The following is a 21,453-nucleotide window of genomic DNA, read 5'->3' as shown; positions in this document are numbered from 1 at the left end:
CCGGGTATATAAATCGAGCGATAAGAACGTTCCACAACGAGGCCCGGTGTGTATCGCAAAACTATCGGCGCTGCGGTCCTGTTCGTGCTGTGCGCGCTTCACGCGCTATGGAGCGGCGCGGCGTTCGCGGCCGCCGACGCGGCCGGCGCGATGCCCCCATCGATGGACCAGCGCATGCGCGCCTGCACGTCGTGTCACGGCGAGCAGGGCCAAGGCCGCAAAAACGACTACTTCCCGCGCATCGCCGGCAAACCGGCCGAGTACCTGTTCAACCAGCTGATCGCATTTCGCGACGGCGGCCGCACCTATCCGCCGATGGGCTATCTGCTCGCGTTCCTGCCCGACGACTACCTGCGTCAGATCAGCGAGTATTTCGCGGCCTTGCAGCCGCCCTATCCCGAATCCGACCACGCTGCCCTGCCGCCGAAGCTGCTCGCCGCCGGCGAAAAGCTCGTGATGCATGGCGACGCGGCGCGCGGCATACCGGCGTGCATCGCCTGTCACGGCGCGCGCATGACCGGCACGCAGCCGGGCATTCCGGGCCTGCTCGGCTTGCACGCGAGCTATATCGCCGGACAGATGGGCACCTGGCGCTCAGGCACCCGCCACGCGCTCGCACCGGACTGCATGCGCACGATCGCGCTCAAGCTGAACGACAACGACATCGCCGCGGTATCGAACTGGCTCGCGCGCCAGCCGCGTCCCGCCGATCCCCGGCCCGCACCGGCATCCGCCGAGCGGCTGCCCCTCGCTTGCGGGAGCCAACCGCAATGAAGCCGACACTTCGCCCGCCCGGTTGGCTGCGCCCGGCAAGCATGGCTAGCGTCCTTGCGATCGGCAGCCTCGCGCTCGCGTCGCTGCTTCATGCACCGCTCGCGACGACGGCGCATGCGGCGACCGCCGCACCTCAAGGCGCGGAAGCGACCGCCACGGCAGCCACAACTGGAGGCGGCGCCGACAGCCGCCCGGAGATCGTCAGACGCGGTGAATACCTCGCTCGCGCGGGCGACTGCATCGCGTGTCACACCGCGCCGCGCGGGCGGCTGTTCGCCGGCGGCCTCGCGATGGAAACGCCGTTCGGCACGCTGTACTCGCCGAACATCACGCCGGACCCGCAGTACGGCATCGGCACGTGGAGCGAGGAAGCGTTCTTCAAAATGATGCGCACCGGCCGCAAGCCAGACGGCGCGCCGATCTATCCGGCGATGCCGATCGCCCAGTACACGAAGGTCACGCGCGAGGACTCGAACGCGATCTTCGCGTTCCTGAAGACGGTCGAGCCGGTGCGTCAGCCGAATCGCCCGCACACGCTGCGCTTCCCGTTCAATCAGCGCGATCTGCTGTACGGCTGGCGCACGCTGTATTTCCACGAGGGTGAGTTCCAGCCCGACCCGACCAAATCGGTCGAATGGAATCGCGGCGCGTATCTGGTCGAAGGGCTCGGGCACTGCACGATGTGCCACACGCGCATCAATATGCTCGGCGGCTCGTCGCCGCGCGAGCAGTTCGCGGGCGGGCTGATTCCGTTGCAGAACTGGTATGCGCCATCGCTGACCTCCGACAAGGACGGCGGCCTTGGCGACTGGAGCATCAAGGACATCGTCGATCTGCTGCAGACGGGCATCTCCGCACGCGGCGCCGTCTACGGTCCGATGGCCGAGGTCACCTATCACAGCCTGCAGCACCTGAGCGACGAAGACATCCGCGCGATGGCCGTCTATCTGAAGTCGCTGCCCGACCAGGGCGGCCGCAAGACCGGGCCGAGCGCAACGCCGGACCCGACGGTGTTCGCGCTCGGCAAGCGGATTTACGCTGAGAAATGCGCGATCTGCCACGGCGACAATGGCGAAGGGCAGGTGCCGCATTACCCGCCGCTCGCGGGCAACCAGTCGATCGAAATGGACTCGAACGTCAATCCGATCCGCATCGTGCTGAACGGCGGCTTCCCGCCCGGCACCAAACAGAATCCGCAGCCGTTCGGCATGCCGCCGTTCGGCCAGGAGCTGAACGACACCGAGGCGGCCGCCGTCGTCACCTTCATCCGCACGGCGTGGGGCAATCACGGCCTGCCGGTCACGGCCCACGAAGTCAACGAGTTGCGCAAGGCGCCGCTGCACTGAGGCGCCGCACCGAAGGGCCGTACCAAAACGTCGCATAGGAGAACCATCGACATGAAAGCGAACGACCCGCCCAGCGCCGCCCCGCCGACCGACGACGAAGTCGAACGCGTCGTCGCGGCCGGTCCGCACGGCGCGATCGCGCTGGCCGGCGTCGCAACCGTCATCGTGATGCTGATCTGGTTCGCCTTCTACTTTTTCGCGTTTCTGCCGCGCGGCATCATCCACTGACCATGTCGACCGACTCTTCTCATCAACCCGGTAGCGGCCACGCGGTCGCATTGCGCGCCGAGCGGCGCTGGGCCATCTTCGCGGTCGCGCTGATCGTGCTGATGCTCGCCGTGATCGTGTTCTCGGGCGTGCATTGGGCGATGATGCCGCCGTCGCGCGTCGAGACGATCGATCCGTCGCGTCTGCAGCTGTCCGGCGAATTCGCCGAGGACAATCTCGGCAGCGCGGTGCAGCCGGACGGCTCGGTAATCGTGCGCTTCGTCGCGCAGCAGTACTCGTTCACGCCGCAGTGTCTGCTCGTGCCCGCCGATACGCCGATCACGATCCGCACCACCAGCGCCGACGTCGTGCACGGCCTGCTCGTCACCGACACCAACATCAACACGATGGTCGTGCCCGGCTACGTCGCGACGCTGAACACGCAGTTCGACCATCCCGCCGATCACGCGATGCCGTGCCACGAATACTGCGGCTTCGGCCATCAGACCATGTGGGCGAACGTGAAGGTGATCGACAAAGCCGCCTTCTTCGAACAGGCCCGACAATCACGGAGACTGAGCTGTGTTCCACGCTAAGCGACTCGTACTCGCGCATTTCTGGCTCGCCTTCATCATGTTCGCGATCGCGTTGTGCCTCGGCGCGTGGCAGATGCTGGTGCGCAGTCCCCTGTTGCCGTGGATCGCCGATCCTGAGCTGTACTATCGTTCCGTGACCGCGCACGGCACCGTGATGGCCTACGTGATGCCGACGCTCGTCTCGATGGGGTTCGGCTACGCGATCGTCGAGCTCGCGCTCGCGCAGCGCCTCGTCGGTCTCAAATGGGCGTGGGCCGCGCTCGTCACGCTGCTGGTCGGCGCCGTGATGGCGATGGTGCCGGTCGCGCTCGGCAAGGCGTCAGTGCTCTACACGTTCTATCCGCCGATGATCGGCAGTCCGTTCTACTACCTCGGCGTCGTGCTCGTGGTGGTCGGCTCGTGGATCTGGGTCGCGCTGATGCACGTGAACCTGCGCATCTGGAAGCGCGCGAACCCCGGCAAGCCGGTGCCGCTCGCGATGTTCGCGAACGTCGCGGGCGCCTACCTGTGGGCGTGGACCGCGGTCGGCGCGGCGCTCGAAATCCTGTTCCAGATCCTGCCCGTCGCGCTCGGTCTCGCCCATACGATCGACGCCGGCCTCGCGCGCGTGCTGTTCTCCTGGACGCTGCACGCGATCGTCTACTTCTGGCTGATTCCGGCGTACATCGCGTACTACACCCTGGTGCCGCGCGCGATCGGCGGACGGCTCTACAGCGATTCGATGGCGCGCGTGTCGTTCATCCTGTTCCTCGTGTTCGCGATGCCGATCGGCATCCATCACCTGTTCGTCGATCCGCAGGTCGGCGCAGGCTTCAAGTTCGTGCATGCGGTGTTCACCGGCATGGTGTCGGTGCCGACGCTGCTGACCGTGTTCACGATTTGCGCGTCGGTGGAAATCGCCGGACGGCTGCACGGCGGCAAGGGCGCGCTCGGCTGGCTCACCGCGCTGCCGTGGCGCAATCCGATGATGCTGGTCGTCGCGTTCTCGTTCGTGATGCTCGGCTTCGGCGGCGCGGGCGGCCTCATCAACATGAGCTATCAGCTGAACTCGACCGTGCACAACACGCAGTGGGTGACCGGCCACTTCCACCTGATTTTCGGCGGCGCGATCGTCATCATGTACTTCGCGATCGCGTACGAACTGTGGCCGCAGCTGACCGGCCGCGCGATCCTGTCGGCGAAACTGGTGCGCACGCAATTGTGGCTGTGGTTCATCGGCATGATGGTGGTCACGATTCCGTGGCATTACGTCGGCCTGCTCGGCGCACCGCGCCGCATGGCCTACTACGACTACGCGATGGCGGGCGTGCAGGGTCAGGGTGCGTGGGTCGTCATGTCCGCGGTGGGCGGGCTGATCCTGACGGTGTCCGGCCTGCTGTTCGTCTATATCCTCGCGAAGTCGCAATTCGGCCCCCTAGTGGAGCTGCAGACGTTCCGCTTCGCTAGCGCCGCGCACCCTGTCGAGCGCGTGCCCGTCGCGCTCAATAGCTTCGGCCTGTGGGTCGCGCTGATGATCGGGCTCACGGTCGTCAACTACAGCGTGCCGATCGTCCAGTTGCTCAGACTGCCGCAGACCTCCGTGCCGGCAGTCGTCATCGGAGCGCAGCGATGAACGAAGAACGCCTGTTCACCCGGCGCAACCCGTGGTTCGTGTGGAGCGTCGGCAGCACGCTCGCGGTTGCGATCGTCGCGATTCTGATCGGCTTCGTATGGCTGCCGTCGGCGAGCAGCGCGTTCGGCGACCTCAGCCTGTGGGCGAGGATTTGCGGCGCCGCCGGCGTGCCGTCGAGCTGGTACAGCGGCAACGAGACCAGCCACGTGCCGAGCGACGTCGTCGTCTTGCCGCCTTCGGACACGAGTCACGCGATGGCCGACGCGATCGGCCGCGGCGCGACGATCGCGACGCAGCACTGCTCGATGTGCCACGGCGTACTCGGCACCGTGCAGGTCACCGCGCCGGCGCTCGCCGGGCAGTACGCCGACGTGACCTACAAGGAATTGCGCGACTTCCAGAGCGGCCAGCGGCAAAGCGCGGTCATGCAGGCAATCATCGCGGGACGCAGCGACCAGGATCTGCACGATCTGGCGGTGTACTACGCGTCGCTCCCGCTCCCCGCGGCGGCCGAGAAGACCCGCGCCGGCGAAGGACCCGATGCGACCGCAACCAGGCTCGTGATGCAGGGTGACCCGCAACGCAATATCGCCCAGTGCGCCGCGTGTCATGGCCAACTCGATCGCAAGGGCGCGGCACCGTGGCTCGGCGGACAGTCGGCGGCCTATCTGGCCGCGCAGTTGCAGGCGTTCGCTTCGGGCGCGCGGCGCAACGACATCAACGAGCAGATGCGCAATGTCGCGCGGCAGATGACGCCCGAGGAAATCGATGCCGTGGCGAGGTATTACGCGGCCATGCAGTAGTGGGACGGTGAGAGGTCGCGGGTTGACGCAGCGCAACGGCTCGCGTTACGCCGCGACAAACTCGCTGTCCAGTCTCCGCTCGCCGGCAACACCGGCCACCTTCGCGCCGGGCGCTGGAGCACGGCTGCGCGATTCGCTGCCGGTCCGGAACACCGCCACCGCCGTCGACAGGCGCCGCGCCTGATCTTCCAGCGAACTCGCCGCCGCGGCCGCCTGCTCGACGAGCGCCGCGTTCTGCTGCGTGACCTCGTCCATCTGACCGACCGCGCGATTGACCTGATCGATGCCGGTGCTTTGTTCGAGCGCCGCCGCCGCGATCTCGTTCATGATGGAACTGACGCGCGCGATCGCCCCGACGATGTCGTTCATCGTCGTGCCCGAGCGCTCGACGAGCTGCGAGCCCTGCTCCACGCGGGTGGTCGACGCGTCGATCAAGCCCTTGATCTCCTTGGCCGCCGCCGCGCTGCGCTGCGCGAGCGAGCGCACTTCGCTCGCGACGACCGCGAAGCCGCGTCCCTGCTCGCCCGCTCGCGCCGCCTCGACTGCGGCGTTCAGCGCGAGGATGTTGGTCTGGAACGCGATGCCCTCGATCACGCCGACGATATCGGCAATCCGCCGCGAATCGTCGACGATGCCGTGCATCGTGCCGACCACCTGCTCGGTCAGCTCGCCGCCCCGCGCGGCCAGCGTCGAGGCGCCCTGCGCGAGCGAGCTCGCCTCTTTCGCGTTGTCGGCCGTCTGCTTGACCGTCGTGGTCAGCTCTTCGATGCTCGCGGCCGTTTCCTCGAGCGCCGCCGCCTGCTCCTCGGTGCGTTGCGACAGATCGGCGTTGCCGGCCGCGATCTCGCTGACGCCGGTATCGATCGAATCGGTACCTTGACGAACCGCGTTGACGGTCGCGATCAGCGACTCCTGCATCTTGCGCAGCGCGGCCGCGAGACGGCCCATCTCATTGTCGCTGAGCACCTCGATGCGGCCGCTCAGGTCGCCATCGGCGATGCGCTGGAACCGCGCGATCGTCGCATCGACCGGCGTGACGATCGCGCGCACGAGCACGAAGCGGGCGAGCAGGCCGCCGACCAGCGACAGCGCAATGCCGATCGCCACCGCCGTGCTGATCGCGTAGAACAGGTCCTGCGCATCCTTGTAGCGCTGTGCGCCGTGATCGAGTTGCAACTGCTCGAGCGCGAGCATGGCCTTCTCGTACGCGCTGTACAGCGACGGCAGTTTATGCGCCTGCGATTGCTGGAAGGCGTTGGTGTCGCTCGACTTCAGCGCGGCGAGCGTCGGGTCGACGCCGTCGTGCAGGAACGCGTCGCGCTTCTGCTGCATGTCGGCGATCAGACGCTGCTCATCGGCATCCGTGCCCGCATGGCTCAAATAGTGGGCAAGCCGCTCGTCAGAGGCTTTGCGGTACTGATCGAAGCGCTTGAGCACGGCGCTCGCGCCGTCCTGATCGTTCAGCGCGACGAGCGACGCGTACGTCGCGAGCGCGAGCCGCAGGCGCAGCAGTTGGCCGGCGCTGCCTTCGAGGTCGGCGACGGCGGGCGTGTCGACCGTGTACATCTGTTGCAGCGACGCGTTCGACGAGCGCAGCGACAACAATCCCGCGGCCGCACCGAGCAGCAGCACGATGCCGAAGAACACGATCATCAGGGTAAGGCTGGTGCGAATCGACAGCTTTTTCAACATCGGACTGGTCTCCTTGGGCTGCCCGGCCGATGGTTCCGTATCGTTGACGATAGCTGCACGGCCACGCAGGCTGCGCCCACGCCGTTCGGCCCGGTCCGCAACTTGTCTGAAAATTAAGCAAACAGCACATTCGGGACAACGGCGTATCGGCCGAAAACTTTATGGTTGATCGCTCGCCCGGCTTGCGTTACATCAATAGAGTCTCGAAGCCCGTTTGCTGAAGCCCTTCTGTCGAAGCTCCTTCCTGCCCGGAGCGCGCCCATGTCGGAAATCGGTTCGGCCGTACTCGTGTTCGCGCTGCTGCTGATCGCCACAGGCCTCGGCGTCGGGGTGCGGCCGCTGCTGCCGGAAGAGCACAAGGCACACGAGACCGTACAGCTCGTGCAGCTCGTGATCGGCATGCTGGTGACGTTCGCCGCGCTGGTGCTGGGATTGATGACGGCATCGGCGAAAGCGAGCTTCGACACCGCGTCGAACGATATGCGCAGCTATGCGGCCGAACTGATCGAATTCGACTCGACGCTGCGCGAGCTCGGCAGCGCGGCCGACGAATCGCGGCGCCTGGCGCCAGTACACGGCGGCGGCGATCGCTTCGACATGGCCGCGCGAGCCCGCGCCGAGCGGCGACTATCCGCACGATCTCGGGCCGCCGGACAATCCGCAGCAACTCGAAAACGTGCGTCTGGGCGATATGCTGACCACGGTGGGGCGGCAATTGCGACAGCTGCGCACGCAGGATGCATTGCAGCAACGTGCGCTCGATGACGCGTTGACGCAGTACCGGCGCGTCATCGATGCGCGCTGGAAAATCATCGAGGAAGCGCACAGCTCGATTTCGCAGCCGTTCTTCAGGACGCTGACGTTCTGGCTAGGCGTGATCTTTCTGAGCTTCGGGTTGATCGCGCCGCGCAATGCGTTGGCGCTGGTGACGATATCGCTGGGAGCGGTGTCGATTGCTTCGGCGGTTTATGTGATCGTCGATCTCGACACGCCGTTCACCGGGCCGATCGTGATTTCGAGTCTGCCGTTGCGGGATACGTTGGAGCATTTGAGTCGGTGAGTTTCTCAGGGAATGCCCCGTCCGCGCGCGTGACGTAAAAAAAGCCGGCAAACAGAAGGCAGAAAGGCCCGCTTTCCTGGCAGAAAGCGGGCCTCTGTTTTTGTGTCGATCAGCGGGACGCTGGTCGGCTCGGCATCGAGCCGCAACGATCAGAACGGAATATCGTCGTCCATCTCGTCGAAGCCACCGCCAGCCGGCGCGCTCGGACGGCTCGCACCGCCACCGCCGCTACCGCCACGCGAACCGCCGCCCGACGACATCGCGCGACCACCACCGCCGCCGCTACGCTCCGACGGCTCGCCACGGCTATAACCGCCTTCATCGCCGCCACCCATCGACGCGCCGCCGCGGCCGCCGAGCATCTGCATCTGCTCCGCGACGATCTCAGTCGAATAGCGATCGGTGCCGTCCTGCGCCTGCCACTTGCGCGTGCGGATGCGCCCTTCGAGGTACACCGACGAGCCCTTCTTCAGATATTCCGCCACGATTTCCGCTAGGCGGCCGAAGAACGCGACGCGGTGCCACTCGGTCGCTTCCTTCATCTCGCCCGACGCCTTGTCCTTGTAGCGGTCCGTCGTCGCAAGGCGGATGTTCGCCACTGCGTCGCCGCTCGGAAGATAGCGGACTTCCGGATCGGCGCCGAGGTTGCCGACCAGAATGACCTTGTTCACGGATGCCATGAATTTCTCCTGTTGATTCCTGTTGCAGGCGGCGCGGCACTACGCGGTTCGCGTCTCACGGCCGGCAGGCCCGAGACCAGAAGAGCGCCTCTGCCCGCCGCCGGGTGAGTTCTGGATGATTCGGGAGGTGCCCCGAGCACGCTCTGTTACGCCTTGCGCGGCGGCTGTTTCATCTTTGCGGCGATTATAAGCCAGCAAAATACCAGCCCGGAGCAGGCGAAGAAAACCGCGCTCTGGCCGTTAACCTTCAGGAGCCAGCCGCCGATCATTCCGCCCAGCGCAAGACCGATCGACTGCGTGGTGTTGTACACGCCGGCCGCGGCTCCCTTGCGGGTACCGGGCGCGAGCTTCGACACCAGCGAAGGCTGCGAGGCCTCGAGAATATTGAAGCCGAGAAAGTACACGAACAGGATCGCCGCCACACTCAGAATCGTATGCGGAGCAACGCCCAATAACAACTGGCCGATCAGGATAAGAGCGATCGCCGACAGCAGCACGATCTTCATCTTGCCGCGCTTCTCGGCGGCGATGATCGCCGGCACCATCATCACGAACGACAGCCCCATCACCGGCAGATACACCTTCCAGTGTGAAGCGACCGGCAGCCCGCCCGCTTCGAGAATGCGCGGCACGACGAGGAACAGCGCGGTTTGCGTGGCGTGCAGCACGAGCACGCCGAAATTCAAACGCAGCAACTCGACGTTGTGCAGCACTTCGGCGAACGGCGCGCGCACATGCACCGGCTTCGGCGCATCGGGCACGACCCATATCACGACGCCGATCGCGAGAATCGAGAACACGCCGACCAGCGTGAAGAGCCCGCTCATGCCGAGCCAGTGGAACACGATCGGCGCGCCGACGATCGCGACCGCGAACGACACGCCGATGCTGCCGCCGACCATCGCCATCGCCTTCGTGCGATGTTCCTCCGAGGTCAGATCGGCGATGAACGCGATCACCGCCGACGACACCGCACCCATCCCCTGAATCACCCGGCCGACGATGATCCACGTCATGTCGTGCGCGGCCGCCGCGACGAAGCTGCCGATCGCGAAGATCAGCAGGCCCGTCGCGATCACCGGCTTGCGGCCGACCTTGTCGGAGATCCAGCCATAGAAAATGTAGAGCATCGACTGCGTGACGCCGTACGCGCCGAGCGCGATGCCGACGAGCAGCACGTTTTCGCCGCCGGGAATGGTCTTCGCGTAGATCGAGAACACCGGCATGATCATGAAGAGACCCAGCATGCGCAGCGCGAAGATGGCGGCAAGCGACACGGTCGCGCGCAATTCGGGCGCGCTCATGCGTGTGGAGATGGCGGACGGATTGGACATCGAAGCGTTGTTTGAATGAACCGGGCGGCGAGCCCGTGGGGACAGCCTTGGCCGCCGGCACAGTGGAGCAGAACGAACAGGCAGGCGGCTAGCCCCGGCATATCGGCGGGTCCGCGCCGACGAGACGCGCAAAGCCCGTGCCCCATCGCCCCCGCTCGCCCCTCGCGGCATCTTGTACTCACGGAAAACGGCCCCAGTTACGCCTTTTTCCCGCTATCAGCACACCGTAACGGCGGTCTGGAAAAGTCGTTATAGTAGCAGGTTTGGCCTCTTTCCCTTTCCGCAGTTCATGGAATAAATCCGTGGAACAAATCCGTATTCGTGGGGCTCGCACCCACAACCTGAAGAACGTCAATCTCGACCTACCGCGTCACAAGCTCGTCGTTATCACGGGGCTTTCGGGCTCCGGCAAATCGTCGCTGGCGTTCGATACGCTGTATGCGGAAGGACAGCGGCGCTACGTCGAAAGTCTGTCCGCCTACGCGCGGCAGTTCCTGCAACTGATGGAAAAGCCGGACGTCGACCTGATCGAAGGCTTGTCGCCGGCTATCTCGATCGAACAGAAGGCGACCTCGCACAATCCGCGCTCGACGGTCGGCACCGTCACCGAAATCCACGATTATCTGCGCCTGCTATTCGCGCGCGTCGGCACGCCCTACTGCCCCGATCACGAGATTCCGCTCGAAGCGCAAAGCGTGTCGCAGATGGTCGACGCGGCGCTCGCGCTGCCCGACGAAACGCGCGTGATGATCCTCGCGCCCGTCGTCAGCGATCGCAAGGGCGAGCACACGGATCTGTTCGAGGACATGCAGGCGCAAGGCTTCGTGCGCTTTCGCGTGCGCTCGGGCGGCGGCACCGCCAACGAAGGCACCGCGAAAATCTATGATGTGGACTCTCTGCCGAAGCTGAAGAAAAACGACAAGCACACGATCGACGTCGTGATCGACCGCCTGCGCGTGCGCCCCGACATGAAGCAGCGCCTCGCCGAATCGTTCGAAACGGCGCTGCGTCTCGCCGACGGCCGCGCGATCGCGCTCGAAATGGATACGGACAAGGAGCACCTGTTCAGCTCGAAGTTCGCCTGCCCGATCTGCTCCTATTCGCTGCAGGAACTCGAGCCGCGCCTGTTCTCGTTCAACAACCCGATGGGCGCGTGCCCCGAATGCGACGGCCTCGGCCAGATTACGTTCTTCGATCCGAAGCGGGTGGTCGCGCATCCGTCGCTATCGCTAGCGGCGGGCGCGGTGAAGGGCTGGGACCGGCGCAACCAGTTCTACTTCCAGATGCTGCAGAGCCTCGCAGCGTTCTACGACTTCGACATCGACACCGCGCTCGAGGACCTGCCGGAGAAAGTCCGCAAGATCCTGCTGTACGGTTCGGGCAAGCAGGAAATTCCGTTCTCGTACATCAACGAGCGCGGCCGCACGTCGGTGCGCGAGCACGTGTTCGAAGGGATCATCCCGAATCTGGAGCGGCGCTACCGCGAAACCGATTCGTCCGCGGTGCGCGAAGAACTCGCCAAATACCAGAATAACCAGCCATGCCCGGCGTGCGCGGGCACGCGGCTGCGTCGCGAGGCGCGCTTCGTGCGCATCGGCGCGGACAGCGACGCGCGCGGCATCTTCGAGATCAGCGGCTGGCCGTTGCGCGATGCGCTCGGCTACTTCCAGACCCTGCGCCTCGAAGGCTCGAAGCGCGAGATCGCCGACAAGGTCGTCAAGGAAATCGTCGCGCGTCTGATGTTCCTGAACAACGTCGGGCTCGATTACCTGTCGCTCGAACGCAGCGCGGAAACGCTGTCGGGCGGCGAAGCGCAGCGCATTCGCCTCGCTTCCCAGATCGGCTCGGGGCTGACCGGCGTGATGTACGTGCTCGACGAACCGTCGATCGGCCTGCATCAGCGCGACAACGACCGGCTGATCTCGACGCTCAAGCATCTGCGCGATCTCGGCAACTCGGTGATCGTCGTCGAGCACGACGAGGACATGATCCGCATGGCCGACTATGTGGTCGACATGGGCCCGGGCGCCGGCGAGCACGGCGGCATGGTGATCGCCGAGGGCACGCCGAAAGAGGTGCAGAAGAACGCGGCGTCGCTGACGGGCCAATACATGTCCGGCGCGCGCACGATCGAATACCCCGACGAGCGCAAGGATCCCGACGAGCGGCGCCTGCGCATCGTCGAGGCGTACGGCAACAATCTGCACAACGTCACGCTCGATCTGCCGGTGGGTCTTTTGACCTGCGTGACCGGCGTGTCCGGCTCGGGCAAGTCGACGCTGATCAACGACACGCTGTATCACGCGGTCGCGCATCATCTGTACGGCTCGGCCACGGAGCCTGCGCCGTACGAGTCGATCGAGGGCCTCGAGCACTTCGACAAGGTGATCAACGTCGATCAGTCGCCGATCGGCCGCACGCCGCGCTCGAATCCGGCCACCTACACGGGCCTGTTCACGCCGATCCGCGAGCTGTTCGCGGGCGTGCCGGCCGCCAAGGAGCGCGGCTACGATCCGGGGCGCTTCTCGTTCAACGTGAAGGGCGGGCGCTGCGAATCGTGCCAGGGCGACGGCGTGCTGAAGGTCGAAATGCACTTCCTGCCCGACGTGTACGTGCCGTGCGACGTGTGCCACGGCAAGCGCTACAACCGCGAAACGCTCGATATCCAGTACAAAGGCAGCAACATCAGCGAAGTGCTCGACATGACGGTCGAACACGCGTACGAGTTCTTCAAGGCCGTGCCGGTCGTCGCGCGCAAGCTGAAAACCCTGCTGGACGTGGGTCTCGGCTATATTCGCCTGGGTCAGTCGGCCACCACGCTGTCGGGCGGCGAGGCGCAGCGTGTGAAACTGTCGCTGGAACTGAGCAAGCGTGATACCGGTCGCACGCTATACATCCTTGACGAACCGACTACCGGCCTGCACTTTCACGATATCGCGCAGTTGCTGGAAGTCATACACCGGTTGCGTGACCAGGGTAATACCGTCGTGATCATCGAACATAATCTCGATGTAATCAAAACTGCGGACTGGGTCATCGATCTCGGCCCCGAAGGCGGCGCCGGCGGCGGGCAGATCATCGCCCAGGGCACGCCCGAGCAGGTCGCGAAGTCGAAGGCCAGTTTTACCGGCAAATATCTGGCGCCGCTGCTCAAGCGCGCCGCCACCACGAAGTAACGCTGCACTACCGAGGTTGGAGACGGGATAAGCCATGACCAAGCGTAATCAGGCGCGCGAAGAAGATCGGGTGCAGGACCTGCGCCCGCGCCCGGTCAGGCTGACCAGCGACATGAGTCTGCCGAAGCTGTCGGCGGTCGAGATCGGCAGCTACGTGGTGATGCTGTTCGGCATGTGGGCGGTGATCGAACTGAAGCTGCTCGGCGCGCTGCTCGCCGGGCTGCTGGTGTTTCAGCTCGTGCATACAATCGCGCCGCGCATCGAGCGTCACATGTCGAGCAAGCGGGCGCGCTGGCTCGCGGTGGTGATTCTGTCGACGCTGATCGTCGGCGCGCTGACGGGACTCACGCTCGGCATCATCTCGCATTTCGAGAACGACGTGCCGAGCGTGCAGGCTCTGCTCGATCAGGCCATGCAACTGATCGACCAGGCGCGCGGCAGGATTCCCCAATTCGTCGCGAACTATCTGCCGGTCGACACCGAGCAGATGAAGACGAAGGCCGCCGAACTGATGCACACGCACGCGAACATGCTGCAGCAAAGCGGCACGACCGTGGCGCGCGCGTTCACGCACGTGCTGCTCGGCATGATCATCGGCGCGATCATCGCGGTCGGCGCGCAAAAGCATATCCAGCGGCTGCCGCTGTCCACCGCGTTCGTCACGCGCGTCACGCGTTTTGCCGACGCGTTTCGCCGCATCGTGTTCGCGCAGGTGAAGATCTCCGCGCTGAACACGGTGTTCACCGCGATCTTCCTGCTCGTGATCCTGCCGGTTTTCCATGACCGGCTGCCGCTGTCGAAGACGCTCGTGCTCGTCACGTTCATCGTGGGTCTGCTGCCGGTGATCGGCAATCTGATCTCGAACACGATCATCGTCGCGGTCGCGTTGTCGGTGAGTTTTCCGGCGGCGATCATGTCACTTGTGTTCCTGATCCTGATTCACAAGCTCGAGTACTTCCTGAACGCGCGGATCGTCGGCGGGCAGATCGAGGCGCGCGCGTGGGAGCTGCTGATCGCGATGCTGGTGATGGAAGCGGCGTTCGGTCTCGCCGGGGTCATCGCGGCGCCGATTTTTTATGCGTACATCAAGCGGGAGCTCATTTATTTGCGGTTGGTGTGAGTTGGGCCGAATCGAGTAGCAAAAGTCAGCACTCACTAGCGCTCCGCAGCACACGCGGCAGTCCATGCAGGCGACGAAAGCACAAGCGGCACTTCGGTGCCGCTTTTTTTTGCTTCCGCGACCCTGCAGCGTCGCCTCTTGCCGACAGAAAACTTGCAGCCGACCGCGTCAACCCCTAAGATGCGAACAATTCCTATTTACACACCGTCCGCATCGTGACGTTTCACCTGATCGCCCACCCGCGTCTCCGTCTGGGTCCCTGTTGTGCGTTGCCGGCTCGCGCATGAGACGCCAGCTTGTCCGCCTGCACCGTTGGTTCGGCGTCGCGACCGCACTGTTTCTGTTCGTCGCGGGCCTTACGGGCGCGATCATCGCGTGGGACCACGAGCTCGATGCCGCGCTGAACCCGTCGTTTTACCAGGCTCGCACGGTCGGGCCGACGCTGTCCGGCCTCGAACTGGCGAATCGCGTCGAAGCCGCCGATCCGCGTCTTCGGGTGACCTATCTGCCGCTCGCGGTCGAACCGGGCCACACGCTGCAGATGATGGTGCTGCCGCGCACCGATCCGGCGACGAAGCAGCCCGATCCGCTCGATTTCAATCAGATCGCCGTCGATCCCGTCACCGGCGAGATCCAGGGACGCCGCGAGTGGGGCGCCGTGTCGCTCGCGCGACTCAACCTGATTCCGTTCATCTACAAGCTGCACTACACGCTGCAGTTGCCGTTTACCGGCGGTGTCGACCTTGGCACCTGGCTGATGGGGATCGTCGGCATCGTGTGGCTCTTTGACAGCGTGATTGCGCTGTGCCTGTCGTTTCCGAGCCTGAAGGCCTGGCGCAAGTCGTTCACGTTCCGCCTGAAACGCGGCGGCTATGCGTTGACGTTCGATCTGCACCGCTCCGGCGGCGTATGGATCTGGAGCCTGCTGGCGATCGTCGCGCTGACGTCGATTTCGATGAATCTGTCGTCCCAGGTGGTGCGGCCGATCGTGTCACGACTGTCGACGCTGACACCCGATCCGTTCAGCGACCCAGAAATCCTGCGCGCGCCGCAACCCGGCGATCAGGTGCTGAGCCGCGAGCGCATCGTCGAACTCGCCGGGCAAGCCGGCACGGAAATGCATGTCGCCGCGCCGCCGGGCGGGCTCTACTACGCCGAATTCATGCACGCGTACGGCGTCGGCTTCTACACGCCCGGCAACGACCACGGCGACACCGGCCTCGGCAACCCGTGGATGTATTGGGACGCCGCCACCGGCAAGCGGCTCGCCGCGCGGATTCCCGGCCAAGGCACGGCCGGCGACATCTTCCTGCAGATGCAGTTTCCGCTGCACTCGGGGCGCATCCTCGGTCTCGGGGGGCGGATCCTGATCAGCGCGGTGGGGGTGGCGGTGGCCGTGCTGAGCGTCACGGGCCTGCTGATCTGGCTGAAGAAGCTGAACGCGCGCCGTCGTTCCGCGCAAAACGCGAATCTCGCGAGAAGCACGGGTGGCGCGGCAGCGCGTTCGTAACACGAGCAGGTAAAGGACCGCGCCGACCTCGACCGTCGCAGCGTTACTGGCGCGGCTCCTAGCGGAACACCACCGTCTTGCTGCCGTTCAGCACGACGCGATGCTCCACGTGCCACTTCACCGCGCGCGCGAGCGTCACGCACTCGACGTCGCGGCCGATCGCCGTCAGTTGTTCCGGCGTCATGCTGTGGTCCACGCGCTCGACTTCCTGCTCGATGATCGGGCCTTCGTCGAGATCGGTCGTCACATAGTGGGCGGTTGCGCCGATCAGCTTCACGCCGCGGTCGAATGCCTGGTAGTACGGCTTCGCGCCCTTGAAGCTCGGCAGGAACGAGTGGTGGATGTTGATCGCGCGGCCGGCGAGCGCCTCGCACAGATTCGGCGACAGGATCTGCATGTAGCGCGCGAGCACCACGAGGTCGGCCTGATGCTCGTTGATCACTTCGAGCACGCGCGCTTCCTGCGCGGTTTTCGCTTCGGGCGTGCCGCCCAGCAGCGGGAAGTGATGGAACGGGATGTCGTAGCTCGCGGCGAGCTGGTAGAACTCCTTGTGGTTCGAGATGATCGCCGGGATGTCGATGTTCAACTGACCGGTGCGGTAGCGGAACAGCAGATCGTTCAGGCAGTGGCCGATCTTCGACACCATGATCACGACGCGCGGCTTCACGTTCGCATCGTGCAATTCCCAGCTCATGCCGAACTGCTCGGCGAGTGTCACGAACGACGCGCGCAGCGCGTCAAGCCCCGGATCGCCGCCCACCTGCTGAAAATGCACGCGCATGAAGAACTCGCCGGTGCGGCTGTCGCCGAACTGCGCGGAGTCGAGAATATTGCTGCCCCGCTCGAACAGAAAGCCTGACACGGCGTGAACGATGCCGGGCCGGTCGGCGCACGACAGTTTGAGGATAAAGCTGTGATCGGTCGACATGACCTCGGTGACTCCCTTCTTCAATGCGTGGTTTGTTTCAGTGGGTACTGGCTGCACGGGTTGAGCTCGACTGATGAGCCTGAGCTAGGCCAGCGCCGGCGGCGCGAACAGCGCGTCGATGCCCTCGCACGCGTCCTCGTCGATCCAGCGGCGGCGCAGCAGGCAATCGAGCGTCGCGAGGCTGGCATCGACGGTCAACGCGCCTTCCTCGATCCAGCGCGCGACTTCGTCGATGCGCGCGAGCCGGTGTTCGCCCACTTCGCCGTCCTGGTTGCGCGGCGCGAAGTCGGCGGGCAGCGCGAGGTCGTAGATGAAAATCTGCTCGGCCTGCGTGCCTTCCGGCAGCGATTGCAGCACGTGCGCGGTGCGGCCGGCGACCGCACTCGCCGCGATCTGCGGCGGAATGCCCGCTTCTTCCCAGCATTCCTTGACGATCGTCTCGGCGATGCCGAAGCCCCAGCCGATCCCGCCTGCGACGACGTTGTCGAGCATGCCGGGGTCGGTCGCCTTGGTATCGCTGCGGCGCGCGATCCACAATTGCGGTGCGCCACGCGGCGCTCCGCCAAAGTGCGCTCCGCCATCCGCATATTCTACGACGCCGTTCAGATGCACCGCGTAGGTCATCGTGCCGAAGAAGCGCGACGCCGCGCGCTCGATATACGCGAGCGGCGGCGCGTCGAACGCATTGCGGATCGCGTACGTCTCGTTGCGCCAGCCGGGGATGCGACCATCGGCGGCGAGCGCGCCGATCACGGAAGCGAGCGCCGCGCTGCGCAGATCGACGGTATCGAACGTGGCGGAGAGCGTCACGCCGTCGTTCGCCATCTCGAACACGTCGGGCCAGCGCGCGAGCAGCGGCACGTCGCGCTCGCGAATCCACCCGACCTGTTCGGCGCAGATCAGAAACGGCCGATGCGCGTTCGCGTCGAAGCGGCGCGCGGCGGTGATGCAGGGCAAAGTCATCGGAAAACTCCAAACTGTCCGCCGTCGTGGCGAACCGGGGCAAAGCAGAAGCGGGCGGATTGCGTGACGACTGTCAGTCGCGCAAGGCGACGCGAATTCCGATCGCGATGAACGTCGCGCCGGCCACGCGATCGAGCCACAGGCCCACGCGCGGCCGCCGTCTGAGCCAGCCGCCGATGATCCCCGCGCACACGCCGAATAGCGAAAACACCACGACGGTCTGCAGCATGAACAGCGCGCCGAGCTCCAGCATTTGCACGGTGACGCTCTGCGCGCCGTCCGGCTGCACGAACTGCGGCAGAAACACGACGAAGAACAGCGTGACCTTCGGATTCATCAGATTGCCGAGCACGCTCTGGCGAAACACCGTCGAAAGCGGCTGCGGCGCACGCTCGTGCGCGGTCGCGAGGCCCTGGCTGCGCAGCGCCTTGATGCCGATCCACACCAGATACGCGGCGCCGGCGAGCTTGATCGCTTCGAACGCGAGCGGCGACGAGCGCAGCAGCGCGGCGACGCCGAGCGCCGCGAGTGTCGTATGAAACGTGATGCCGGCGGCAAAGCCGAGCGCGGCGACCAGGCCGGCCGCGCGGCCCTGCGAGATGCCGCGCGCGAGCACCTGCAGATTGTCCGGGCCGGGCGCCACGGTGATCGCGATCGAGGTGGCAAGAAACAGCAGGAAGTTGGGCATCGTGGTGGCCTTCTGGTTGGGCGACTGGTGAACCCTGATGGGTGAGCCATATCGTTGAGCCCGGTTGGTTTTGCTCGGCCAACCGGGCTTGTGCGGCTCGTGCGACTTTAGCCGCTGGTACGGCGGGAAACGCTACCGCGCGTCACGGCACGCGCCGTGACTACCTCCCGGTTCAATGACCGTCGAAACTCGTCACGGTATAGAGCGCAAGACCGCCCTCGCCCAGCAGCTTCGAGCCGCCCAGCTCCGGCAGATCGACGATCGCCGCGCCTTCCACGACGACCGCGCCGAGCCGCTCGAGCAGCAGTTTGCCGGCCATCATCGTGCCGCCGGTCGCGATCAGATCGTCGATGATCACGACGCGGTCGCCCGGCTCGCACGCATCCTCGTGAATCTCGACGGTCGCGGTACCGTATTCCAGTTCATACGATTGCGAGATCCGCTTGTACGGCAGCTTGCCCGCCTTGCGAATCGGGATGAAGCCAACGCTCAACTCATGGGCGACGATCGGCCCGATGATGAAGCCGCGCGCATCGAGCCCGGCAATGTAGTCGAGCTTCGCGTCGATATAGCGCTGCACGAACAGGTCGATCAGCACACGCAGCGACTTCGGTTCGCGCAGCAGCGGCGTGATGTCGCGGAACTGCACGCCCGGCTGCGGCCAGTCGGGCACCGTGCGAATGTGACTTCTGATGTAGTCGGCCGCATCGAGCGGCGCGCTCGCGAGCGCCTTGGACATGATGTCTCCGGATGGACCTCGACAGGTCCGGTGAAAAGCTTGAATCAGGGTCGCCCGCCAGAACGGGCCAGGCTCACGGGTTCAGGCCGCAGCGGCGCGGCGATGCTTCGACAGCCGCTCCTCGGCTTGCGCCAGTTGTTCGGGCAGACCGCGCAGCACCACGATGTCGCTCGCGCGCAGTTTCGTCGACGGGTCCGGTTCGACGCCGCGGATGCCGTGCCGGCGGATCGCGGTCACTTCGACACCGAGTTCGTACAGGCCCACCTCGGCGAGTGTACGGCCCACCGCGTCGGCGCTCTCGTCGACCGGCACCGATTGTAGCCGCACCTGCTCGTGGCCGTCGTCGTCGTCGATGTCGTCGGCGCCGTGGAAATAGCCGCGCAACAGCGAATAACGTTCGTCGCGCATCTCCTCGACGCGCCGCACCACGCGCCGCATCGGCACACCCATCACGACGAGCGTATGCGACGCGAGCATCAGGCTGCCCTCGACGATCTCCGGAATCACCTCCGTCGCGCCGGCGGCGAGCAGTTTCTCCAGATCGGCATCGTCGACGGTGCGCACGATGACCGGCAGCGTCGGCTCCATCTCGTGAATGTTGTGCAGCACGCGCAGTGCCGACGGCGTGTTCGCGTAGGTGATCGCGATCGCGGCCGCGCGATGCAGGCCGGCGGCCAGCAGCGACTCGCGCCGCCCCGCGTCGCCGAACACGACCGATTCGCCGGCTGCCGCGGCCGCCGCGACACGGTCGGGATCGAGATCGAGCGCGACATACGAGAGCCCTTCATGCTCGAGCATTCGTGCGAGGTTCTGCCCGGCGCGGCCGTAGCCGCAGATGATTACGTGGCCGCTCTGCTTCAGGCTTTGCGTGGCGATGCGCGTCATCTGCAACGACTGCATCATCCATTCGGTCGACGACAGCCGCAGCACGACACGGTCCGCGTTCTGGATCATGAACGGCGCGGCGAGCATCGACAGCAGCATCGCGGCGAGAATCGCCTGCAACAGCGTCGCATCGACGAGATGTCGGTCGAGAATCAGGTTCAGCAGCACGAAGCCGAACTCGCCCGCCTGCGCGAGACCGATACCGGTGCGCATCGCGACGCCCGGCGTCGCGCCGAAGAGCCGCGCAAGGCCGGTGATCATGACTGCTTTCAGCAGCACCGGGCCGAGGAAAAAGGCCAGCACGACGAGCGGATGCTCCCAGATCACGCGCGGATTGAGCAGCATGCCGGTGGTCACGAAGAAGAGCCCGAGCAGCACGTCGCGAAACGGCTTGATGTCCTCTTCGACCTGATGCCGATACGGCGTCTCGGCGATCAACATGCCGGCGATGAACGCGCCGAGCGCGAGCGACAGTCCGAATTTGTCGGTGATGAACGCGGCGCCGAGCGTCACCAGCAGCAGATTGAGGACGAACAGCTCCTGCGAGCGCCGCCGCGCGACCACGTTGAACCAGCGCGTCATGAAGCGCTGCCCGACGATCAGCAGCAGCGCGAGGGCCACGACGATCTTGATCGCCGCGACGCCGAGCGCGCTGACCAGATTTTCGGAGCGGCCGCCGAGCGCCGAAATGATGATCAACAGCGGCACCACCGCGAGATCCTGAAACAGCAGCACGCCGAAGATATTGCGGCCGTGCTCGGTTTCGATTTCGAGCCGCTCCGCGAGCATCTTGCTGACGATTGCCGTCGACGACATCGCCAGCGCGCCGCCCAGCGCGACGCTCGCCTGCCACGTGATATGCACCCAACGCTCGAGCACGAAGCCGAGCGACACCGCCACCGCGACCGTGCCGATCACCTGCAGCAAGCCGAGTCCGAACACGAGCCGGCGCATCGTGCGCAGCTTGGCTAACGAAAACTCGAGCCCGATCGAGAACATCAGGAACACGACACCGAATTCCGCGAGATTCTGCGCCCCCGCCGAATCGGGAATCAGCCCAAACGCATGCGGCCCGACGACGATGCCGACCGTCAGGTAGCCGAGCATCGGCGGCAGATTCAGGAAGCGAAAGATCACCACGCCCGCCACCGATGCCAGCAGCAGAAACAGCGTCATTTCGAGCGGGGAAATCATCGGCAAAAACGCATGGGTCAAGCGTCCTCGTTCGTCAGCGGAACCGCGCACGAGAACGCCGTGCGACATGATTGATTGGGCCGGCAAAAAAGCTGCAAAAAGGCGGCAAAGCAGCTGAAAAAGGGATTGTCGACAGGCCGATGCAG

17 protein-coding genes and 1 pseudogene are annotated in these 21,453 nt (G+C 65.2%); 10 read left to right on the top strand and 8 right to left on the bottom strand.

Annotation, left to right across the window (positions count from 1 at the left end; all coding sequences use genetic code 11):
• Positions 1–48: 48 nt before the first annotated feature.
• From OKW41_RS42560 to OKW41_RS42535, 6 genes are read left to right on the top strand one after another with little or no spacing between them, the layout of a single operon-like run.
• Positions 49–774, top strand: coding sequence for a c-type cytochrome (locus OKW41_RS42560; protein ID WP_429576131.1), 726 nt, complete (start codon positions 49–51; stop codon positions 772–774).
• Positions 771–2,120 (top strand): c-type cytochrome, encoded by a 1,350-nt coding sequence (locus OKW41_RS42555; protein WP_429576130.1) that lies wholly within the window; start codon positions 771–773, stop codon positions 2,118–2,120. Before OKW41_RS42560 ends, OKW41_RS42555 begins: the two co-directional genes overlap by 4 nt.
• A gap of 51 nt (positions 2,121–2,171) precedes the next feature.
• Positions 2,172–2,348, top strand: a complete 177-nt coding sequence (locus OKW41_RS42550) for a hypothetical protein (RefSeq protein WP_429576129.1) — start codon at positions 2,172–2,174, stop codon at positions 2,346–2,348.
• Between the two features lie 2 nt (positions 2,349–2,350).
• Entirely contained in the window at positions 2,351–2,923 is a 573-nt protein-coding gene (locus OKW41_RS42545) for a cytochrome C oxidase subunit II (protein ID WP_429576128.1), read from the top strand.
• Positions 2,910–4,535, top strand: a complete 1,626-nt coding sequence (locus OKW41_RS42540) for a b(o/a)3-type cytochrome-c oxidase subunit 1 (RefSeq protein WP_429576127.1) — start codon at positions 2,910–2,912, stop codon at positions 4,533–4,535. The genes OKW41_RS42545 and OKW41_RS42540 overlap by 14 nt, the downstream gene beginning before the upstream one ends.
• Entirely contained in the window at positions 4,532–5,338 is an 807-nt protein-coding gene (locus OKW41_RS42535; RefSeq protein WP_429576126.1) for a c-type cytochrome, read from the top strand. The genes OKW41_RS42540 and OKW41_RS42535 overlap by 4 nt, the downstream gene beginning before the upstream one ends.
• 45 nt (positions 5,339–5,383) lie before the next feature.
• Here OKW41_RS42535 and OKW41_RS42530 read toward each other — a convergent pair whose 3' ends face one another.
• The gene (locus tag OKW41_RS42530; RefSeq protein WP_429576125.1) at positions 5,384–7,030 is read right to left on the bottom strand and encodes a methyl-accepting chemotaxis protein; all 1,647 of its coding nucleotides are present in this window, start codon (positions 7,028–7,030) and stop codon (positions 5,384–5,386) included.
• Between the two features lie 261 nt (positions 7,031–7,291).
• On the opposite strand from OKW41_RS42530, the pseudogene OKW41_RS42525 reads away from it, so the two are divergent.
• A pseudogene (locus OKW41_RS42525) lies at positions 7,292–8,090 on the top strand (hypothetical protein).
• A gap of 149 nt (positions 8,091–8,239) precedes the next feature.
• On the opposite strand, the gene OKW41_RS42520 reads toward OKW41_RS42525, so the two are convergent.
• The gene (locus tag OKW41_RS42520; RefSeq protein ID WP_090802962.1) at positions 8,240–8,770 is read right to left on the bottom strand and encodes a single-stranded DNA-binding protein; all 531 of its coding nucleotides are present in this window, start codon (positions 8,768–8,770) and stop codon (positions 8,240–8,242) included.
• Between the two features lie 146 nt (positions 8,771–8,916).
• Entirely contained in the window at positions 8,917–10,104 is a 1,188-nt protein-coding gene (locus tag OKW41_RS42515) for an MFS transporter (protein ID WP_429576124.1), read from the bottom strand.
• A 302-nt stretch (positions 10,105–10,406) separates the two neighbouring features.
• Here OKW41_RS42515 and uvrA point away from each other — a divergent pair, with 302 nt between their 5' ends.
• From uvrA to OKW41_RS42500, 3 genes are all read left to right on the top strand, one after another.
• Positions 10,407–13,280, top strand: coding sequence for an excinuclease ABC subunit UvrA (uvrA, locus tag OKW41_RS42510; protein WP_429576123.1), 2,874 nt, complete (start codon positions 10,407–10,409; stop codon positions 13,278–13,280).
• A gap of 34 nt (positions 13,281–13,314) precedes the next feature.
• Positions 13,315–14,400 (top strand): AI-2E family transporter, encoded by a 1,086-nt coding sequence (locus OKW41_RS42505; protein WP_429576122.1) that lies wholly within the window; start codon positions 13,315–13,317, stop codon positions 14,398–14,400.
• Positions 14,401–14,683: 283 nt separating this feature from the next.
• Positions 14,684–15,910 (top strand): PepSY-associated TM helix domain-containing protein, encoded by a 1,227-nt coding sequence (locus OKW41_RS42500; RefSeq protein ID WP_429576121.1) that lies wholly within the window; start codon positions 14,684–14,686, stop codon positions 15,908–15,910.
• Between the two features lie 58 nt (positions 15,911–15,968).
• On the opposite strand, the gene purU is transcribed toward OKW41_RS42500, so the two are convergent.
• From purU to OKW41_RS42475, 5 genes are all read right to left on the bottom strand, one after another.
• Positions 15,969–16,838, bottom strand: coding sequence for a formyltetrahydrofolate deformylase (gene purU, locus OKW41_RS42495; RefSeq protein WP_184067058.1), 870 nt, complete (start codon positions 16,836–16,838; stop codon positions 15,969–15,971).
• Between the two features lie 84 nt (positions 16,839–16,922).
• Complete coding sequence (locus OKW41_RS42490; RefSeq protein ID WP_429576120.1) at positions 16,923–17,801, bottom strand: NUDIX hydrolase; 879 nt, start codon at positions 17,799–17,801, stop codon at positions 16,923–16,925.
• Between the two features lie 73 nt (positions 17,802–17,874).
• Positions 17,875–18,489, bottom strand: coding sequence for a LysE family translocator (locus OKW41_RS42485; RefSeq protein ID WP_184027294.1), 615 nt, complete (start codon positions 18,487–18,489; stop codon positions 17,875–17,877).
• Between the two features lie 172 nt (positions 18,490–18,661).
• On the bottom strand, positions 18,662–19,228 hold the full coding sequence (locus OKW41_RS42480; protein ID WP_184062472.1) for an adenine phosphoribosyltransferase: 567 nt from the start codon (positions 19,226–19,228) through the stop codon (positions 18,662–18,664).
• Positions 19,229–19,309: 81 nt separating this feature from the next.
• Positions 19,310–21,307, bottom strand: coding sequence for a cation:proton antiporter (locus OKW41_RS42475; protein WP_429454599.1), 1,998 nt, complete (start codon positions 21,305–21,307; stop codon positions 19,310–19,312).
• Positions 21,308–21,453: the final 146 nt, after the last annotated feature.

It is taken from the genome of Paraburkholderia sp. UCT70, assembly GCF_050434085.1.
Classification (GTDB): domain Bacteria; phylum Pseudomonadota; class Gammaproteobacteria; order Burkholderiales; family Burkholderiaceae; genus Paraburkholderia; species Paraburkholderia tuberum.
The sequence above is the reverse complement of the archived record's forward strand: the minus strand, read 5'-3'. Positions and strand labels throughout refer to the sequence as shown.